Below are 16,633 nucleotides of genomic sequence, written 5' to 3' on the forward strand. Positions count from 1 at the left end.
GGCTTTGTATCCTACCTATTAGGTTTTGGCTAACTGGCTATGTAGCCAGCTAGTTATGGCTAACCAAAAACGCTTAAGCCAATAAAACCAAGGCTTCCCATGGCTTAAGCCGTAATTATCTCTGAATCTACCGACCTTTCTAAAAAGCTGGTTAGCTCCTGTTTTGCTTCGAAAGGAAGAGTATCAATCTCTTGTTTGATTCGCTCTAATTTGCTTTGCAAAGAGTCTCCAAGCATATAGGTTACGGTGTTTTCTAAAGTCTCTCTCACGCTGTCATCCGACAAATGGGCATAGACATCATTAGTTATGCCAATGTTTGAGTGTCCAAGTAGCTTGCTTGTCGCTTGTATTGAACCACCTGACGTCACTTGAAAGGTTGCTAGAGTGCGTCTTAAGTCGTGAATCGTCAGATGTTTTTCTGGATCATTGGGTGCGTACATGCCTATACGGTTTGTAACTCTTTGCCAGAAACCGCCTTTCCCGCTTTTATCTGTTATATGCCCGTTCTTGCTTCTAGCGCTTGGAAATACAAACTCTTGGTTAAGTTCAGCTTCGTTTGAACGTCGGATTAAGATTTTCATCGCTTCGTTGGGAAGAGGCACAGAGTGCGGCTTTTTGCTCTTTGTTTTGCTGATTGGAATAACCCATAAGCGGCTATCGAGATTGAGTTCTTGCCAACGCATAGAGAGAACCATCGATTTACGCTGACCAGTTAGTAAAAGCATGGATATACAATCTTGATAAATCTGCTTCTCTTGTCTGAGCGAATCGAAAAACTGTACGAGTTCTTCTTTGGATAGGGTTCTTTCTCGCCTAAAAAGTGATTCATCAATCTTGCTAATTTTGGCAAAGGGGTTGGAATCGATATAGGCTCTATTAAACATCGATTTTAGCAATGTTAAGGAATGATTGTGTTTGCTGTAGCCGTCCTTGGTGAATATGCCTTGCATAAACGTTCTTGCTTTTTCAGCATCAAAGTCATTGATGGCTTTTTTACCTAGCTTAGGCTTTAAGTGCAGTCGGTATAAAGTTTGACTTAATTTGAGGCTGCTAGCACGGCGCTTTTTGGCCTTAATATCTAGCTGAAATGACGCTACATAGATGTCGAATAAGTCATCAAAGGTCTGGCTTTCTCTGGCTTCCCTTTTTTGCTGATTGGGGTTAATGCCATTAGCAATGTCGGCAGCCGTATTTCGAGCCATTTCCCTTGCTTGCTCAACCGTCATCGTTGGGAACTCACCCAACTTAACCTTGATGTTTTTCCCGTTCACCTTACGCTGAAAACGAAAGATTTTTGTGCCAGAAACTAACGCATCAAGTACCAATCCTTGAACGCTTTTGCTACTTCCAACGTCTCGATAGGTAACACGACTCTTCGGTTTTTCTATGCTTTCTAGCGCACGTTTTGTGAAGTTAAATCCAGTATCCATACTCACTTACCTTCAAATTCTGTGGTGCCTCTGTGGTGCCGATGACATCAATTTAGAGCTATTTTTGGCTATTTTGGTTAAATATACAATTCGATTATTTGGACAATAACTTAATGATAGTAAAGCAATATTTAGCTTAATTAAACGAGATTAAAATCAAAAAGAGATACCTTCAGGGCGTGCCATTTATTCAGAAAGCCTGATAACTTTGTTATCAGGCTTTCGTCGTTTGTGAGCAAAAGAAATTTCTCGTCCCTTGTTATGACCCTTCAGCGTTAGCTTATTCTTTTATCAACCCCTAACTTTTAAACTTCTGATCTCACATTCCTCGATAGAGTAGATGTTGCCCGAATAGTGGGGTGAGAGTGTCTGATTGCTTACCGAGCCTAAGTCTTCAGCGATGGACCATGCCTTCGTTTTCGAAGCTTCGTCGATGTGATTTTCCGGCAGAAGCAAAATATAGGTGTACTCTTCATTTCCTTGGTCAGAAAGGAACACTACTTTGGTAGCAAATCGGGCGATTAGCGTCGTATCGGGGTTATAAAACCAAGCTGCAGTGTCGCCGCTGGGCAGGGTTACGTTACTGATGTAGGGTTCATTGGCGAGTGTCAGCTCTTTCATAGAGATCCTCTACTAGAGTTAGTGCTTAGCCTTCTTCGTCGAAGCTCGTAACAATGCACTTTTCTGCAAGCATGTCATATTCGCATTGCATCTTCTCAATAAGGTCGTCGGAGTCCTTAAAGTCATCGAGCTTTTCTCCAATTACAACATCGCAGTTAAATGGCACAAACATGGCGGTTCCTTTTGGTAGTGAGCGCCCAAGCCCACGCATTACTACAGGGACAACTGGGCAATTGGGATGCTTTCTTACTAAATGATAAATCCCTTTCTTTAATCCGCTCATTACCTCTGGGCTACCTCGGCTGCCTTCAGGGAAGATCAGCAAAATATCACCATCTTTTAGTGCTTGATGGCACTCATCGAACATGGCATTTCTTTCTGATTTTGATGGGGAGCGTTGGATTGGAATAATGCCCAAGACGTTGAGTGATAGCCAAGCGGTCAATTTTGTTTTTAAGAAATAATCGGCAGCAGCTACTGGCCGAATCTTATGAATAATGCTGATGGGAAAGAGCGCCAATAGAACCAAGGTATCTAAATGACTGTTGTGATTGGCGGCGATAACGACAGGGCCTTTTTCTGGTAGGTTTTGCCGCTGAATAATATTGAGCCCAAGCGCGACAAACACTAAGGGCTTAACCAGTAATAAAACGAAGACGTATTTGAATAACTTCATCGACAGGAGCCTAGTAATATAGATAGTAGATGTAGTGGAAGAAGAGTGGCGCGGTAAACATTAGACTGTCTATTCGGTCTAAGAGCCCACCATGGCCAGGTATTAACTGGCTTGTGTCTTTTAACTTCAGATCTCTCTTAACTGAAGATATCACCAGATCGCCGATGAACCCACTAAACGCGATGATAGCACCGGCTACAACTCCCTCGTATGAAGAGAGCGGTGTTAGGTAGGGTGAAGCGAAGTAACTTGCGATAATGACTGTCGCAGCGCCACCTAAAAAACCTTCCCAAGTTTTGTTTGGACTGACCTTGGGAACAATTTTATGTTTTCCAAATGTCTTGCCCCATACATATTGGCAAACGTCATTGAACTGAGTGAAAACCAATAAAAATAGCAGCATACCCATGGAACCGGCATCAGGGTTTAGGCTAGGTAACACGAGTAAGTAGGCCATGTGACTTAAGCAGAAGACAGTCAGCATCAACGCCCAATGGATAGTGCCAGCAGAACGAATAAACCCTTTGGTGTCACCTATTAATACTGCGACCATAGGAAGGTAAAGGAACATATAAACAGGTATGAAAATGATGTACATGCCATACCAACCGATCGCCAGCCAGTAGTAGTGAAAAGGTATGGACAGATATGCCCAAAAGATCACTCGTCTGTCTGCCATTCTTGTAGGAACAATAGAAAGAAATTCTTTGAGTGCCATGAAACTCAAGAAACCGAAAAAGAGTAGTGAATAGTTCTGAGGCAGATATAAGACTACGAAAACAATCCCTATCATCCACCACCATGAGCGAATGCGAAGCTTAAGCTCAGTGTGATCCTTATCGGGATGCCTTCTCGATATGACTAGATAACAAAGGGTACCAATAACCAGCAAAGATAAAATGATGGCCATGATGTGTAAAGAATGAATAGGGATGCTCAACATTAGGATTACTCGGCTGGTTGGGTAGGTGTTGACTGTTTAGCAAGGTAGATTGTTCGTAGCCGTTTCCAAGTGGTAAGCAAGCTACCCAAGATCATAATGGAAAGAGAGGCGTCCATTAAATACGGAGAGTATTGAGGCCAAATAGAAAAAAACTGGCTAACGAGTAAAGCGATGCTGGTTAAAGTAAGGAGCGCCATTCGGTGTTGTTTGGCCATTGGCCCTTGGAAATCAGCATCGCATCCCATGCTGACGCCAAGCACACGTACATAAGCTGTTAGTACCGCGAAAATTGCTGCCACCCAAGCCAACTCCAAAGCCACTGATGAAGCGCCGATAAAACCTGCGCCAACGATTAATAAAGGATCAGCAATTCGATCAGGAACGTCATTGAACAGTTCGCCAGCTGGTGTCTTTTTACTCCCTTCAATTGCCACCATCCCATCGAAAAGATTGCACAGCAAGCGCATCTGAATGGCTAACAAGAAGAGCAGCAACCATACCCATGAAGGATAATAGGAATAACTGACGCCCGAAAAAAAACCAACACTGGCAAATGCGATACTCGCAAGTGAAATTTGGTTGGGGGTGACATTGCGGTTAGATAACCATTTCGCAATGCGCTTCATAACAGACAAGTTTCGCGTGGCTAGCGGGCGACGATTTGATTCATCTTTATGATTCATAACGATTTGTGCTCAAAAAGTGATTTGTCACACTATACTCGTTAGCTTAAAGCACAAGTAGTTGGATCGTGAGTAAGAAAAGCTTAATGACAATCTGATCGCAAAAATAAAGCCTGATACTATAGTAAGTTATCAGGCTTTATGGGTTTAACACCAAATTATGAGAGTCGAAGGTTAGCAATTATGGAAAGCGGTTGCGCCTTTTCCTACCCCTTCATAGGCGATTACTTTGAGTGACTGCTCTTCAGATAGGCTTTCGCGAACCACCTTGCAATATGCCATGCAAGGAGCTCGACGGTCGTGTCAGTTTGCAGCATTTCTGTCTCAGATTTCGCAATCGCCAACTCGAACTCCCCTTGAGGGGCGGTGTAACGAAATCCATGGTGCGTGTCGTCGTTAACGACATTCGCATGTTCGCTTAAAGAAAGTGTATTTAAATCCACTTTGTCTTCATCTGAACCCAAATAGATGTCTTCCCAGCGTTTAGCAAACTCTGCTTCACGAGCTGTGTCTCTTTGGCCGTCGACAATGAGTTCGATCGGAGAGCGGTGGCCGTGTGCAATTCGCTGACAGTTTCCGTCGTGTTTCTTTAAGCCATGTGAGTAATGATAGTAGGCACCTTCGATGTTCTCTGTTCGCAGAGTGACTTCAATGCCCTCTACGTTGCTTGGCAGGTTACCTTTGAGAAGTTGAAGGACATGCTCTGTGACACTTTCAATAGTGATGGCATCGGTATCTACGAAGCAAAAAGACTCATCAGGGCAATGCAGGTGAATGCTTTTGTCCTCACGAAGAAGATCAACGGTGCGGTAACCCGCTTTTGTCTGACTCGTTTTGATTAAAGAGCTGCGGCTAGGTATAAGCAAGCGATGATCAACGTATTGATCAACAAGGCGCTTGATTTGCGATTTTACCTTACCAAAATCAAGCACCATGCTCATTTCATTGAGTTGGCCTGATAGGGTAACGTCCAAAATCCAACTTTCACCAACCATACCGCGTTTGTCGCAAAGGTATGAAGAGTCAATGACAGTAAGCGCTTTGACAAATAGATTCAAAATAAAACCTTAATGATATTGATAGTCGTTTTAGTCAATATTCATTATACCTGAACCACCGCAACATTCATTGGCTCATTGGATTAAAACTTGTAAGAGGATTACTCAGACACACGTTACTCAGTTCATCTTGATGTTAAAAGCAATTGCTCATAAATATCATTGGCTTACATTGTAACCCCTGTTTGGGTGGGTTCATTGAGTGACACTTCGATGCAGAATGAGGTCAAAAATTCATATGAATATCATTGCAAATCAGGGCGATATTTTTACGGCGTGATATATTTATTTCATCTCTCAAGGAATGAGATAACGTCAGTGAATACAAAAACTAATAGAAAAATAACCATAAGATTTACCATTGCAAGTCTATTCGTGTTTGCAATAGTGCTAACTTCAACGATTGCCATCGGGTTTCAATACTCGTTCGGCAGGCAGCTTGCTACCGAACATGCCCTTAGCTCTTATTCTGACCTATCGCGCTCAATTGGCGCTCGAATTCAAGGTTCTGATGCCGACTCGTTGTCAGTTACAAAACTGCTCGCGAAGATAGGGTCAACGGAGCGATACCGCGGGCTAGAGAACGAACGAGCCTTGATTGATCTCTTTACAGAGACGATGGAGACACACCCGCATATTTACAGCCTCTATTATGCCGTGGGTGACGACTATTTTTTCCAACTAATCAACTTAGATTCCGACCCCAAAGTACGTGATAAGACCGATGCTCATATTGGCGAGCGATGGGTGCTGAACAAAGTGTTCAATGGCGAGAATGGCCGAGTTAAAGAGACCACCTTCCTTGACTATGACCACAATGGTCAGAGAGTAGAGACGGTGAGCAGTAGCTATTTCCCTTCGCAGCGCCCGTGGTATGAAGATGCAGGCTCTCAACAGCCATATAAAACAGAGCCGTATCTCTTCCAGCACCTAAAACTTACTGGGCAAACATATTCTATCCAGATCCCTAACTCTAACGCCATTCTTGGTGTAGACGTGGTGATTGATTCCATTTCTCATTATTTGACCGAATCTTCCTTGGGTGTCGCTGGGGAAACGGGGAAACAAGCCTTCATTTTCAGCTCTAACGGCAACGTCATCGCGTCCAACCATGAAAGTGCAGAAGCTGTCAAAACCATAAAGTTAGAGCCGATGACTTTGAGTCCTTACGAGGCAAAGCTCGTAGAAACTATGCCGGTGCTGAAAGTATCAAACCAAATGCAATGGGCACCAATAGACTATGCGGTATCTGGAGAGCCAAAAGGATTAGCAATCGATATTCTCGATGCGATCAGTGCGCAAACCGGACTTAGGTTCGAGTACATCAATGGACTGACTTGGTCGGAGCTAACCCAGCAGTTTGAACGCCGCCAAATTGATGTGCTTCATTCGGTATTGTATTCCGATCCAAGAGCGCAAATAGCCAAGTTTAGCCAGCCCCTTTATGAACTCCCTTTTGGTGTGGTGACAAAGGACAATGGGGAGTCGATTACCAATGTAGAGCAGTTGCAATCGGCCAGAGTTGGAATATTGGAAGGATGGGAAATTACTCAGTCGCTAAGAGAGCGTTTTCCATCTATGACGATCACAATATTCTCGACGCCGCAAGAAGTGGTTGAGGCGGTGGTTAACGGAGAGGTTGACGCGGGAATCGATTCAACACTGATCTTAAAACACACCTTAGAACGATTCTTTGTACAAGGTCTTGTGCTGCATAGTGATGTGGAAATTTACGATCGCACTATGACTCCACAGTTTCATCTTATGGTTCAACCAGAGTTTGCGACTCTAATACCGTTGATTAATAGAGCGATCGCGTCAATACCCAATGATGTGCGTGTGAGTATTAACAACAAATGGTTCGATTATTTCTCTAATGACTCTTCTGCCACGCAATACTCGACCATTCCCTATGAACAATTACTGGATATCTCCTCTCAGCGAGAGCTACAAGGGGGCTTGGTTGAAGGAGAGAGTAGTGGAGAGAAGCACTATTTTTATGTCTCTCAGCTTAATGAAAACGAGTATTTTGGTGTCGTTATTCCCCAATCTTTAGTGTTTAAAGAAGCGCTAAACAAAGTGGTGCTGTCTTTAGCTGCGACCACTATCCTAATATTACTGTTATTGCCAATCGCTTGGTGGTTAGGCTCGCCAATTGTCAAACCTATCCTTTTGCTTGAGAAAGAGACCGAAAAAATCAAAACTCGTCGATATGGTGAAATTCACAGTGTGCCATCACGGGTTTTGGAGATTTCTCAGCTATCCAATGCAGTGGAAGATATGGCCGCCTCATTGGCTAAGCACGAGAAAAGTCAGCAAGAACTGCTGGATGCGTTTATCAAACTGATCGCACAGGCGATCGATGACAAGTCTCCTTATACTGCAGGACACTGTAACCGAGTGCCAGAAGTGGGCTTTATGTTGGCAGATGCCGCTCACAACATGAAAGAAGGACCGTTGGCGGGTTTCTCATTTGCGAATAAAGAGGAGAAACGTGAGTTTGAGATTGCTGCGTGGTTGCACGATTGCGGGAAGATCACTACGCCAGAACATATTGTCGATAAAGGCAGTAAGTTAGAAGCCAATTACAACCGAATTCACGAGATTCGCACCCGCTTTGAAGTGCTGTGGCGCGATGCGGAAATTGAGTGTTTGAGGAAAACACTTGAAAACCCCGACGAGCGCAGCCAGTTTGAAACCGAGCTCGCCACCAAACGTGAACAATTGCAGCAAGAGTTCACAGCGGTAGCGACAGCTAACGTCGGCAATGAATATATGAGCGATGATAAGAAACAACAGATTCGCGACATCGCCAACCGAACTTGGGTGAGAAATTTTGACGACAAACTTGGATTATCGCCGTTGGAAACAAGGCGAAGCCGCCCGACGAAAACCGCATTGCCAACGGTTGAGAAACTCTTAAGCGACAAACCAGAGCACGTGATTGAAAGAGAGCGCCCTTACGCGTTGGATGAACGTTTTGGTATAAAAATGGATGTACCTAAGTCACTCTATAACCTTGGTGAGGTATATAACCTAACCATTGAACGAGGAACGCTCACAGCCGAGGATCGTTTTAAGATCAATGAACATGTCATTAGTACAATTAAAATGCTGGAGAACTTGCCGTTCCCTGAAGAACTAAAGCGCGTACCACGCTATGCTTCCACTCACCATGAAACCTTAGATGGACGCGGCTACCCGAGAAAACTGTCGGCACATGAGCTGTCTGTTCCTGAGAGAATATTGGCGATTGCAGACATCTTTGAAGCGCTAACCGCGTCTGATCGTCCATATAAAAATGCGAAACCGATGAATGTGGCGATTGATATCATGAGTAAGATGGTGGAAGACAACCACCTAGACCGAGATTTGTTTGAGTTGTTCTTAGAAAGTGGCATCCACAAGAAGTATGCGGAACTCTATCTACCAGAAGGTCAGGCGGTCGATGTGGATATCGAGCCATACTTAAATCGGAGTAAAGCTAAAGAAACGATAGCCTAGAAGCAAAATGTCGGGCAGATAAGAATAATTGTACTTTTTTGCCCGACTGTCATAAAAATTTAATCTTTATATGCATTGAGATCTCAGTCGAAATTCATCATATTGTAATTACATTGTAATAAAAGTGAGATTCGCCTATGCAGCATCAAGAAATGATCCAACCTACCCAACTCGGCGTTATCAGCCGTACCTGCCTTTTTTCTTTCCTTGTCGTCGTTGCAGTTATCGCTGTAATTTAAGGGTTAAAAGCTGGGGAGTCCTATCTTGTTTGATTCGAATTAGATAGGCGTGCCCCAGGCCCAAGAACGCTTTTCATTGCCTCTATTCTCTATTTCACCACTACTTCCTACGTCTTTTTACGCCTTACATCGAAATTTGATTTGCTAGCAGTAATTTTGTGAACTTCATGCATTCATGATTCAAATTTCACAAAATTATCAATAACCAACAAATCTCAAGTTCTTTACACTAAACTTTAATTAATTGTTAATAGTTTGTGGTGTGGAAGGGTGATGCAGCTGGGTAATCGCATTTTGGTTGTCGATGATGATGAGGAAATTCGAGAGCTTCTTGAGGAGTATTTATCGAAAGCAGGATTTGAAGTCGACAGTGTCGAAGATGGTGCTCACTTGCATCAACATCTAGAAATGAAAGGGACTCCGGACCTCATTCTTTTGGATGTTATGATGCCCGGAGATGATGGTTTCACTGTTTGCCAGCAAATCCGAAAAACATCGAATGTTCCGATCATTATGCTTACTGCGGTCTCAGATGAAACGGATCAGATTATCGGCTTAGAAATTGGTGCTGACGATTATATCGCTAAACCGTTTAGCCCACGCCAGCTCATGGCTCGCATTAAAGCCGTCCTACGTCGTGTTCAATCTAACGACGAAGCATCAGCGAACACACTACCTAAACAGATTCTCTTTGGCGATTGGCAGCTCGATACGCTCGCGCACAGTATTCTTAACCGAGAAACAGGCGCACAGCATGATCTTTCGGGCAGTGATTTTACTTTGCTGATGCTGTTTTTAAATCGGCCAAATCAAGTGCTTGATCGCGACACCATTTCTATGGAGACCCGTGGCCGTGAAGCGCTCCCTTTTGAAAGAGGCATCGATGTTCAGCTAAGCCGCCTGCGTCAGCGGTTGGGAGACAGTGCGCGTTTTCCTCACTACATTAAAACCATGCGCGGCAATGGTTACGTCTTGGCAGTGCCTGTAACTTATGAAAGTTAGACTAGGGTGAAAGCTAGCCTATGCTAAAACGACTTCGACCGAACTCTTTAGTTGCTCGCACTCTTTGGCTGACCTTACTTGCTGTCGTCTGTGCGCAAGGTATCGCTACCGCGATTTGGTACAGTGAATCAAAGCAAAAAGAGTTGGAAGGGATCCAATCGGCCTCATCGAGCATGGCCAATATGTTCGCCTCAACCGTGACTTTTTTTCAGTCTCTACCCGTGCGTTATCGCCATATCGTGTTGGACCAAATTCGTAATATGGGCGGCACGCGCTTTTTCGTTTCATTTAACCGAGAGAAACTCCAAGTCGAGCCTATCCCTGATACCCCACTGAAGCTGGCATCGATTGAAGCCATCGAAAGTGTGTTGGACAGTAAGCTCAACAAAGTGGCCTCAATATCCGTAGATTTCTCGCACCCTGATAATCTACGTTTACTTAAAAATGATATTTACTTGCACGACTTACCTAAATCTTGGGCCCACCATACGTTGACCTTAGCACCGATTAATCCGCCCATTCTGGTGGTGCAAATTGAGCTTTCTAATCATGAGTGGGTTTACATTGCCGCACTGCTTCCCGCCCCTTATGTCACGCTAGACGACACGATTATAGGGCGAGAACAGGTGCTGTTTTTGGTCATATCGACATTCATTTTGTTGACCCTGACTTATTTAATGATTCGTCGGCAGGTTAAACCGCTGAAACGACTCGCAAGAGCTGCCAATGAGATGAGTATGGATGTCGAACAACAGCCGATTCAAGAAGAAGGGGCGAGTGAGCTTGTGACCGCAACAAGAGCATTTAACCGAATGCAGCAACGAATCAGGCGTTATGTTGCCGACCGAGAGCATCTTTTCTCGGCTATTTCACATGATTTGAAAACGCCGATTACCCGTTTGAGATTGAGAGCGGAGCTGCTTGAAAGTGATGTGAAGCGTGAAAAATTTAATCGCGATTTAGATGAGCTAGAAATGATGGTTAAAGGCGCTTTGCAGTGTGTTCGAGATACGGATCTTCATGAAAACAATGCGATTATCGACCTCAATGAGATGATCTTTTCAGTGATTGAGTATCACAACCGAAAAACGCAAAATGTCTTGTTTCAACCGGCAGCGCTTGAGCCTATCGTCGCAAAACCTTTGGCCATCAAGCGCGTGTTGACCAACGTTGTCGATAACGCTGTTAAGTATGGAAATCGAGCCAACATTGCAATGGACTTTGACGATGATTGGATAACCATCGTGGTGACTGATGAGGGGCCGGGTATTGAAGAGAGTCAACTAGATGCGGTTTTCGAACCGTATTATCGGCTGGCCAATGACGATGAAGGCCACGGTTTAGGATTAGGAATCAGCCGAAATATCCTTCATGGGCATGGTGGAGATCTCATTATTCGTAACCGTGAAGTAGGAGGCTTAGAAGCTAAGATCCTTATTCCTACAGGTTTAGAAGTGTAATGTAACTGATATGTTACATTGTTGTTACTCTTTGTTTCGGTCAAAATTATCTCAATGGATAGACTCAGTAGTGACAAGAGCAATTTGCTCACTATGGTCTAATCCAATACATGGAAGATAATTACAATGAAAATCAACAAAACCCTACTGACTTTATCCCTTCTATCTGCTGCTTCGCTGTCTCAAGCGGGGGAAGTAGAAGTGCTTCACTGGTGGACTGCTGGTGGTGAAGCGAAATCTGCCGCTGTTCTAAAAGACATGCTAGAGCAGCAAGGCCACAGCTGGAAAGACTTTGCGGTTGCTGGTGGCGGCGGTGAGAGTGCGATGACGGTACTTAAGACTCGTGCAGTGTCGGGCAATCCTCCTTCTGCCGCACAGATTAAAGGTCACGATATTCAAGAGTGGGGCGGATTAGGCTTCCTAACGACGCTAGACAATACGGCGAAGCAAGAGCAATGGGATGATATTCTGCCTTCTGTCGTGACTAAAGTCATGAAGTGGGAAGACGAATATGTTGCGGTACCGGTTAACGTTCACCGTGTAAACTGGCTATGGGCTAACCCAGAAGTCTTCAAAAAGTCAGGCGTTGAAGTACCGACCACGTTGGATGAATTTTTCGCTGCTGCCGATAAGATTAAAGCGGCGGGCTACATTCCTCTCGCTCATGGTGGTCAGCCGTGGCAAGACGCTACTGTGTTTGAAGCGGTTGCGCTGGACGTATTGGGTAGCGAAGACTACAACAAGGCGTTTGTTGACCTAGATATGGACGTTCTGTCTGGCGATAAAATGGTGGAAGTGTTCACTAAGTTCCAGAAAATGCATGACTACATTGATGCTAACTCACCAGGCCGTGACTGGAACGTAGCCACATCAATGGTTATTAATGGTGAAGCGGCGATGCAAATCATGGGTGACTGGGCGAAAGGTGAATTTACCGCAGCGGGCAAAGTCCCAGGTAAAGATTACATCTGTGCACCAGCACCGGGCACCAATGGTCAGTTCACCTTCAACATCGACAGTTTTGCTTTCTTCGAGCTAGGTGATTCTGCCAACCAACAAGCGCAGCAAGATCTTGCACGCACCATCCTGACCAAAGACTTCCAAGAAGTGTTTAACTTGAATAAAGGTTCTATCCCAGTTCGCTTAGATATGGACATGAGCAAGTTTGACCAATGTGCATTGGACTCAATGAGCACCTTCAAAGCAAGTGCTGAGACAGGTGATCTGGTTCCGAGTATGGCTCATGGCTTATCAACAACCAGCTACGCTCAAGGCGCGATCTACGATGTTGTGACCAACTTCTTCAATGACGCAAATGCCGACCCGAAAGAAGCCGCATCGAAACTGGCTAAAGCAGTAAAAGCGGCTATCTAAGCCTCATCAAACAAGTAGGTAGTGGCGTGTTGTCAACATATCGCTACCTACTTCCACTATCTCTTGTTTGTTAAATCTCTCTCTATTGCTACGCGCAAGGGGTGAGTGTGCAAAGTATTAGTGGGGTGTGTTGACCTCGAATGGTTAACTCACCCTAACAACAAGGATTTGTTATGGAGCACGTTTTGTCTCGCTCAACGACTAAGCCATCCGCCAAGCCTAGCTTCGCCGATAGGCTACAGAACTGGCTACCAAAGATTGTTCTTGCACCAACGATGTTAATGACCGTTGTTTGCATTTATGGATACATCTTCTGGACAGCTGCGCTATCGATGACCAACTCTCGTTTCCTACCTAGTTTTAAGTTTGTCGGCTGGGCTCAGTATGAAAAGTTGATGGAGAACGACCGTTGGATTACTTCAATTACTAACCTAGGCCTGTTTGGCGGCTTGTTTATGCTTGTCGCGATTGTGCTTGGTGTAGGTTTGGCGATTTTGCTTGATCAAAATATTCGCCAAGAAGGCGCAATTCGTACCATTTATCTCTACCCGATGGCCCTTTCCTTCATTGTTACAGGTACGGCTTGGAAATGGATCCTCAACCCAGGTCTAGGCATTGAAAAGCTGATGCATGATTGGGGTTTTACCAGCTTCAAGTTTGACTGGTTGGTCAACTCAGAGATGTCGGTTTATACCCTTGTGATCGCGGCAGTTTGGCAATCATCCGGCTTTGTGATGGCAATGTTCCTAGCGGGGCTACGAGGCATCGACTCATCTATTATCAAAGCTGCGCAAATTGACGGTGCAAGTCTACCAAGCATCTATCTAAGAATAATTCTGCCGTGCTTAAGACCGGTATTTTTCAGTGCGGTGATCATCACCTCTCATATCGCGATTAAGAGCTTTGATTTGGTGACTGCCATGACGGCGGGTGGCCCAGGTTACTCTTCAGATTTGCCTGCACTATTTATGTATGCGCATTCGTTTACCCGTGGCCAAATTGGCCTAGGTGCCGCCAGTGCCATGATGATGCTAGCTGGGATCCTGGCGATTTTAGTGCCGTATCTTTACTCAGAACTTAGGGAGAAAAAGTCATGAGCAGTACAATGAATTTTTCTCGCATGTTCATCTATGCAGGGTTGGTATTCTTCTGCCTTGTTTATCTGATGCCACTGTTTGTCATGGTACTGACTTCATTCAAAACGCTGCCTGACATCAAAGCGGGTAATTTAATGAGCTTGCCAAAGGAATGGGTGTTTGATGCATGGTACAAGGCATGGGATAGCGCCTGTACTGGTGTGAAATGTGAAGGGGTAAAAGGTTATTTCTGGAACTCATTCCAGATGGTGATTCCTGCCGTAGCAATTTCAACGTTACTGGGTGCCTTTAATGGTTACGTTGTGACCAAGTGGCAGTTCCGCGGGTCGAACTTCTTCTTCAGCGCTTTGTTGTTTGGTTGTTTCATTCCGTTTCAAGTCGTTTTATTACCGATGGCAGCTGTGCTTGGGAAGTTAGGATTGGCGAATACCACCACTGGTCTTGTGATAGTGCACGTAATCTATGGTATGGCGTTTACCACTCTATTCTTCCGTAACTTCTATATCAGCGTACCCGATGAGCTGGTTAAAGCGGCAAAACTGGATGGCGCAGGTTTCTTTACCATTTTCTTTAAAATCTTACTGCCGCTTTCAACCCCTATCATCATGGTGACTGTGATTTGGCAGTTCACGGCAATCTGGAACGACTTCCTCTTTGGCGTGGTGTATTCGGGCTCAGAAACTCAGCTATCACCGTGGCACTCAATAACTTAGTCAACACCAGTACCGGTGTGAAAGAGTATAACGTCGACATGGCAGCAGCCATTATCGCAGCGTTACCAACCTTGTTGGTTTACGTTCTTGCAGGAAAATATTTTGTACGCGGATTGACCGCAGGTTCGGTAAAAGGATAACCACATGGCCACTTTAGAATTAAAACAGATCCGAAAAACCTACCCGAAAGCGGATCAAGAAACGTTGAAAGGGATTGATATCAGCATTGATTCAGGGGAGTTCCTGATTCTCGTTGGCCCTTCAGGTTGCGGTAAATCGACCCTGATGAATACCATCGCGGGGCTAGAAAACATCAGTTCTGGTGAGATTGTGATTGATGGGCGCGATGTCGCCGCGGTTGAGCCAAAAGATCGTGATATCGCGATGGTGTTCCAATCTTACGCGCTATACCCAAACATGACGGTGCGAGGCAATATCGCGTTTGGTTTGAAGATCCGCAAAATGCCCGATGATCAGATTGATGCTGAAGTAAATCGCGTTGCTGAAATGCTGCAGATTGACCATCTGCTTGATCGTAAGCCTTCACAGCTTTCTGGTGGTCAGCGCCAACGTGTTGCGATGGGGCGCGCATTAGCACGCAGGCCGAAGTTGTATCTGTTCGATGAGCCTCTGTCTAACCTTGATGCCAAGCTTCGTGTCGAGATGAGGCACCAAATTAAACGGCTTCATCAGAAATTGAACACCACCATTGTCTATGTAACGCACGATCAAATTGAAGCGATGACATTGGCAGATCGAATCGCAGTGATGAAAGACGGTATTTTGCAGCAGTTAGGCACGCCCCAAGAGATCTACAGCAAGCCGAACAATATGTTTGTAGCCGGATTCATGGGCTCACCATCGATGAACTTTATCGAAACTATGGTGGACCTGGATGCCAATGAAAAGCCTGTGATTAAAGTGACGGGCAGCAATAACCAAGAGCATCACATTAAGCTGCCGGATACGATGCGTTCGCAAGATGGCAAACGAATTGTGATTGGCTTAAGACCAGAGCATATCAGTGAAACGCCAAGTGAAGATCAATCGGCTAGCACTCAGCTCGATATGAAGCTAGAGGTATTAGAACCCACTGGCCCTGACACGATTGCGATGATCAAAGTGAACGATCAAGAGGTGGCTTGCCGATTGTCGCCAGAATATGAAGTGTCGGTGGGGGATACGGCTTCACTTCATTTCGATCTATCCAAAGCCGTGTTCTTTGATGCCCAAACTGAGCAACGAATGGAGATTCACTAGGGTTAATTGACCCTATATACAAAGTTGAAAGCGCATCTCATTGCAGCGCCTCATTTATGCTCGTAGGGAACATATCTTAAGTAGGCGCTGACGCTCTCGGGGGAGGCGATGTTGGCTCATGGAACGCAAGCCAACCAAGGTGCGCTTTCCCTTATTCTTAATTACCTTGTTCTTTCATACGGTAGCGCTTATCACCTTGCGGCACATTTAAGGCATCTCACAAGGTGATATTTTACCAATTTTTCGCTCTTTTTTTAAAAAGGGCAAAAAAGTCCTAATGATAAATCTAATAATAAGAGCTAAACCTATTAGTAGCGTTGCGCTTACTTGGTGTTATTAGGGAATAGTTATTAGGGACAGCAACTCTAGACTTTTGAGAACGGAGAAGTGCGCAGTTTCGCTTGATTACGAGCTAAGTCGGCTCGGCAAAAGACGATTAGAAGAGGGTTGGAGCTGTTCCTCCTTCACAGCTTCAGCCTTTTTCTAACGTGTTTAAGACATTATTAACAGCGGTGTATTTATTTTTGGGTGGTATTCCGCCAATTCGAGTTTAAGTAATGGGTCATTAATGAC

The 16,633-nt window shown here is 44.7% G+C and carries 11 protein-coding genes and 2 pseudogenes; 7 read left to right on the plus strand and 6 right to left on the minus strand.

Annotated elements, in window-relative coordinates; all coding sequences use genetic code 11:
* Window positions 1–104: 104 nt before the first annotated feature.
* From UA76_RS05065 to UA76_RS05090, 6 genes and pseudogenes are all read right to left on the minus strand, one after another.
* Complete coding sequence (locus UA76_RS05065; RefSeq protein ID WP_052771955.1) at window positions 105–1,430, minus strand: tyrosine-type recombinase/integrase; 1,326 nt, start codon at window positions 1,428–1,430, stop codon at window positions 105–107.
* Between the two features lie 291 nt (window positions 1,431–1,721).
* Window positions 1,722–2,051 (minus strand): hypothetical protein, encoded by a 330-nt coding sequence (locus tag UA76_RS05070; RefSeq protein WP_047043720.1) that lies wholly within the window; start codon window positions 2,049–2,051, stop codon window positions 1,722–1,724.
* Window positions 2,052–2,076: 25 nt separating this feature from the next.
* Entirely contained in the window at window positions 2,077–2,727 is a 651-nt protein-coding gene (locus UA76_RS05075; protein ID WP_047043722.1) for a lysophospholipid acyltransferase family protein, read from the minus strand.
* 10 nt (window positions 2,728–2,737) lie between these two features.
* Window positions 2,738–3,670: a phosphatidate cytidylyltransferase gene (locus tag UA76_RS05080; protein WP_047043724.1), complete on the minus strand. Its 933-nt coding sequence runs from the start codon at window positions 3,668–3,670 to the stop codon at window positions 2,738–2,740.
* 5 nt (window positions 3,671–3,675) lie between these two features.
* Complete coding sequence (locus tag UA76_RS05085; RefSeq protein ID WP_047043726.1) at window positions 3,676–4,353, minus strand: CDP-alcohol phosphatidyltransferase family protein; 678 nt, start codon at window positions 4,351–4,353, stop codon at window positions 3,676–3,678.
* Between the two features lie 174 nt (window positions 4,354–4,527).
* A pseudogene (locus UA76_RS05090) lies at window positions 4,528–5,411 on the minus strand (6-pyruvoyl trahydropterin synthase family protein).
* Window positions 5,412–5,786: 375 nt separating this feature from the next.
* Between UA76_RS05090 and UA76_RS05095 the strand changes: the two are divergent.
* From UA76_RS05095 to UA76_RS05125, 7 genes and pseudogenes are all read left to right on the plus strand, one after another.
* Window positions 5,787–8,915 carry an HD domain-containing phosphohydrolase gene (locus tag UA76_RS05095; protein WP_162198934.1) on the plus strand — a complete coding sequence of 1,043 codons (3,129 nt, stop codon included), beginning with the start codon at window positions 5,787–5,789 and terminating at the stop codon, window positions 8,913–8,915.
* 512 nt (window positions 8,916–9,427) lie between these two features.
* Window positions 9,428–10,156 (plus strand): response regulator, encoded by a 729-nt coding sequence (locus UA76_RS05100; RefSeq protein ID WP_047043730.1) that lies wholly within the window; start codon window positions 9,428–9,430, stop codon window positions 10,154–10,156.
* Between the two features lie 20 nt (window positions 10,157–10,176).
* Window positions 10,177–11,616 carry an ATP-binding protein gene (locus UA76_RS05105; RefSeq protein WP_047043732.1) on the plus strand — a complete coding sequence of 480 codons (1,440 nt, stop codon included), beginning with the start codon at window positions 10,177–10,179 and terminating at the stop codon, window positions 11,614–11,616.
* 126 nt (window positions 11,617–11,742) lie between these two features.
* Window positions 11,743–12,990 (plus strand): ABC transporter substrate-binding protein, encoded by a 1,248-nt coding sequence (locus tag UA76_RS05110; RefSeq protein WP_047043735.1) that lies wholly within the window; start codon window positions 11,743–11,745, stop codon window positions 12,988–12,990.
* A 173-nt stretch (window positions 12,991–13,163) separates the two neighbouring features.
* A complete protein-coding gene (locus UA76_RS05115; protein WP_047043736.1) occupies window positions 13,164–14,087 on the plus strand; it encodes a carbohydrate ABC transporter permease in 924 nt (307 codons plus the stop codon).
* A pseudogene (locus UA76_RS05120) lies at window positions 14,084–14,940 on the plus strand (carbohydrate ABC transporter permease). The gene UA76_RS05115 and the pseudogene UA76_RS05120 overlap by 4 nt, the downstream one beginning before the upstream one ends.
* 4 nt (window positions 14,941–14,944) lie before the next feature.
* Window positions 14,945–16,060, plus strand: a complete 1,116-nt coding sequence (locus UA76_RS05125; protein WP_047043738.1) for an ABC transporter ATP-binding protein — start codon at window positions 14,945–14,947, stop codon at window positions 16,058–16,060.
* Window positions 16,061–16,633: the final 573 nt, after the last annotated feature.

This window comes from Vibrio mexicanus (assembly GCF_001012815.1).
Lineage (GTDB): Bacteria > Pseudomonadota > Gammaproteobacteria > Enterobacterales > Vibrionaceae > Vibrio > Vibrio mexicanus.

Bases quoted from the DNA above. Each gene is read 5' to 3' on its own strand.
- UA76_RS05080 (WP_047043724.1), bottom strand. From the start codon at position 3,670: ATGTTGAGCATCCCTATTCATTCTTTACACATCATGGCCATCATTTTA.
- UA76_RS05075 (WP_047043722.1), bottom strand. From the start codon at position 2,727: ATGAAGTTATTCAAATACGTCTTCGTTTTATTACTGGTTAAGCCCTTA.
- UA76_RS05070 (WP_047043720.1), bottom strand. From the start codon at position 2,051: ATGAAAGAGCTGACACTCGCCAATGAACCCTACATCAGTAACGTAACC.
- UA76_RS05110 (WP_047043735.1), top strand. From the start codon at position 11,743: ATGAAAATCAACAAAACCCTACTGACTTTATCCCTTCTATCTGCTGCT.
- UA76_RS05085 (WP_047043726.1), bottom strand. From the start codon at position 4,353: ATGAATCATAAAGATGAATCAAATCGTCGCCCGCTAGCCACGCGAAAC.
- UA76_RS05100 (WP_047043730.1), top strand. From the start codon at position 9,428: ATGCAGCTGGGTAATCGCATTTTGGTTGTCGATGATGATGAGGAAATT.
- UA76_RS05115 (WP_047043736.1), top strand. From the start codon at position 13,164: ATGGAGCACGTTTTGTCTCGCTCAACGACTAAGCCATCCGCCAAGCCT.
- UA76_RS05065 (WP_052771955.1), bottom strand. From the start codon at position 1,430: ATGGATACTGGATTTAACTTCACAAAACGTGCGCTAGAAAGCATAGAA.
- UA76_RS05105 (WP_047043732.1), top strand. From the start codon at position 10,177: ATGCTAAAACGACTTCGACCGAACTCTTTAGTTGCTCGCACTCTTTGG.
- UA76_RS05125 (WP_047043738.1), top strand. From the start codon at position 14,945: ATGGCCACTTTAGAATTAAAACAGATCCGAAAAACCTACCCGAAAGCG.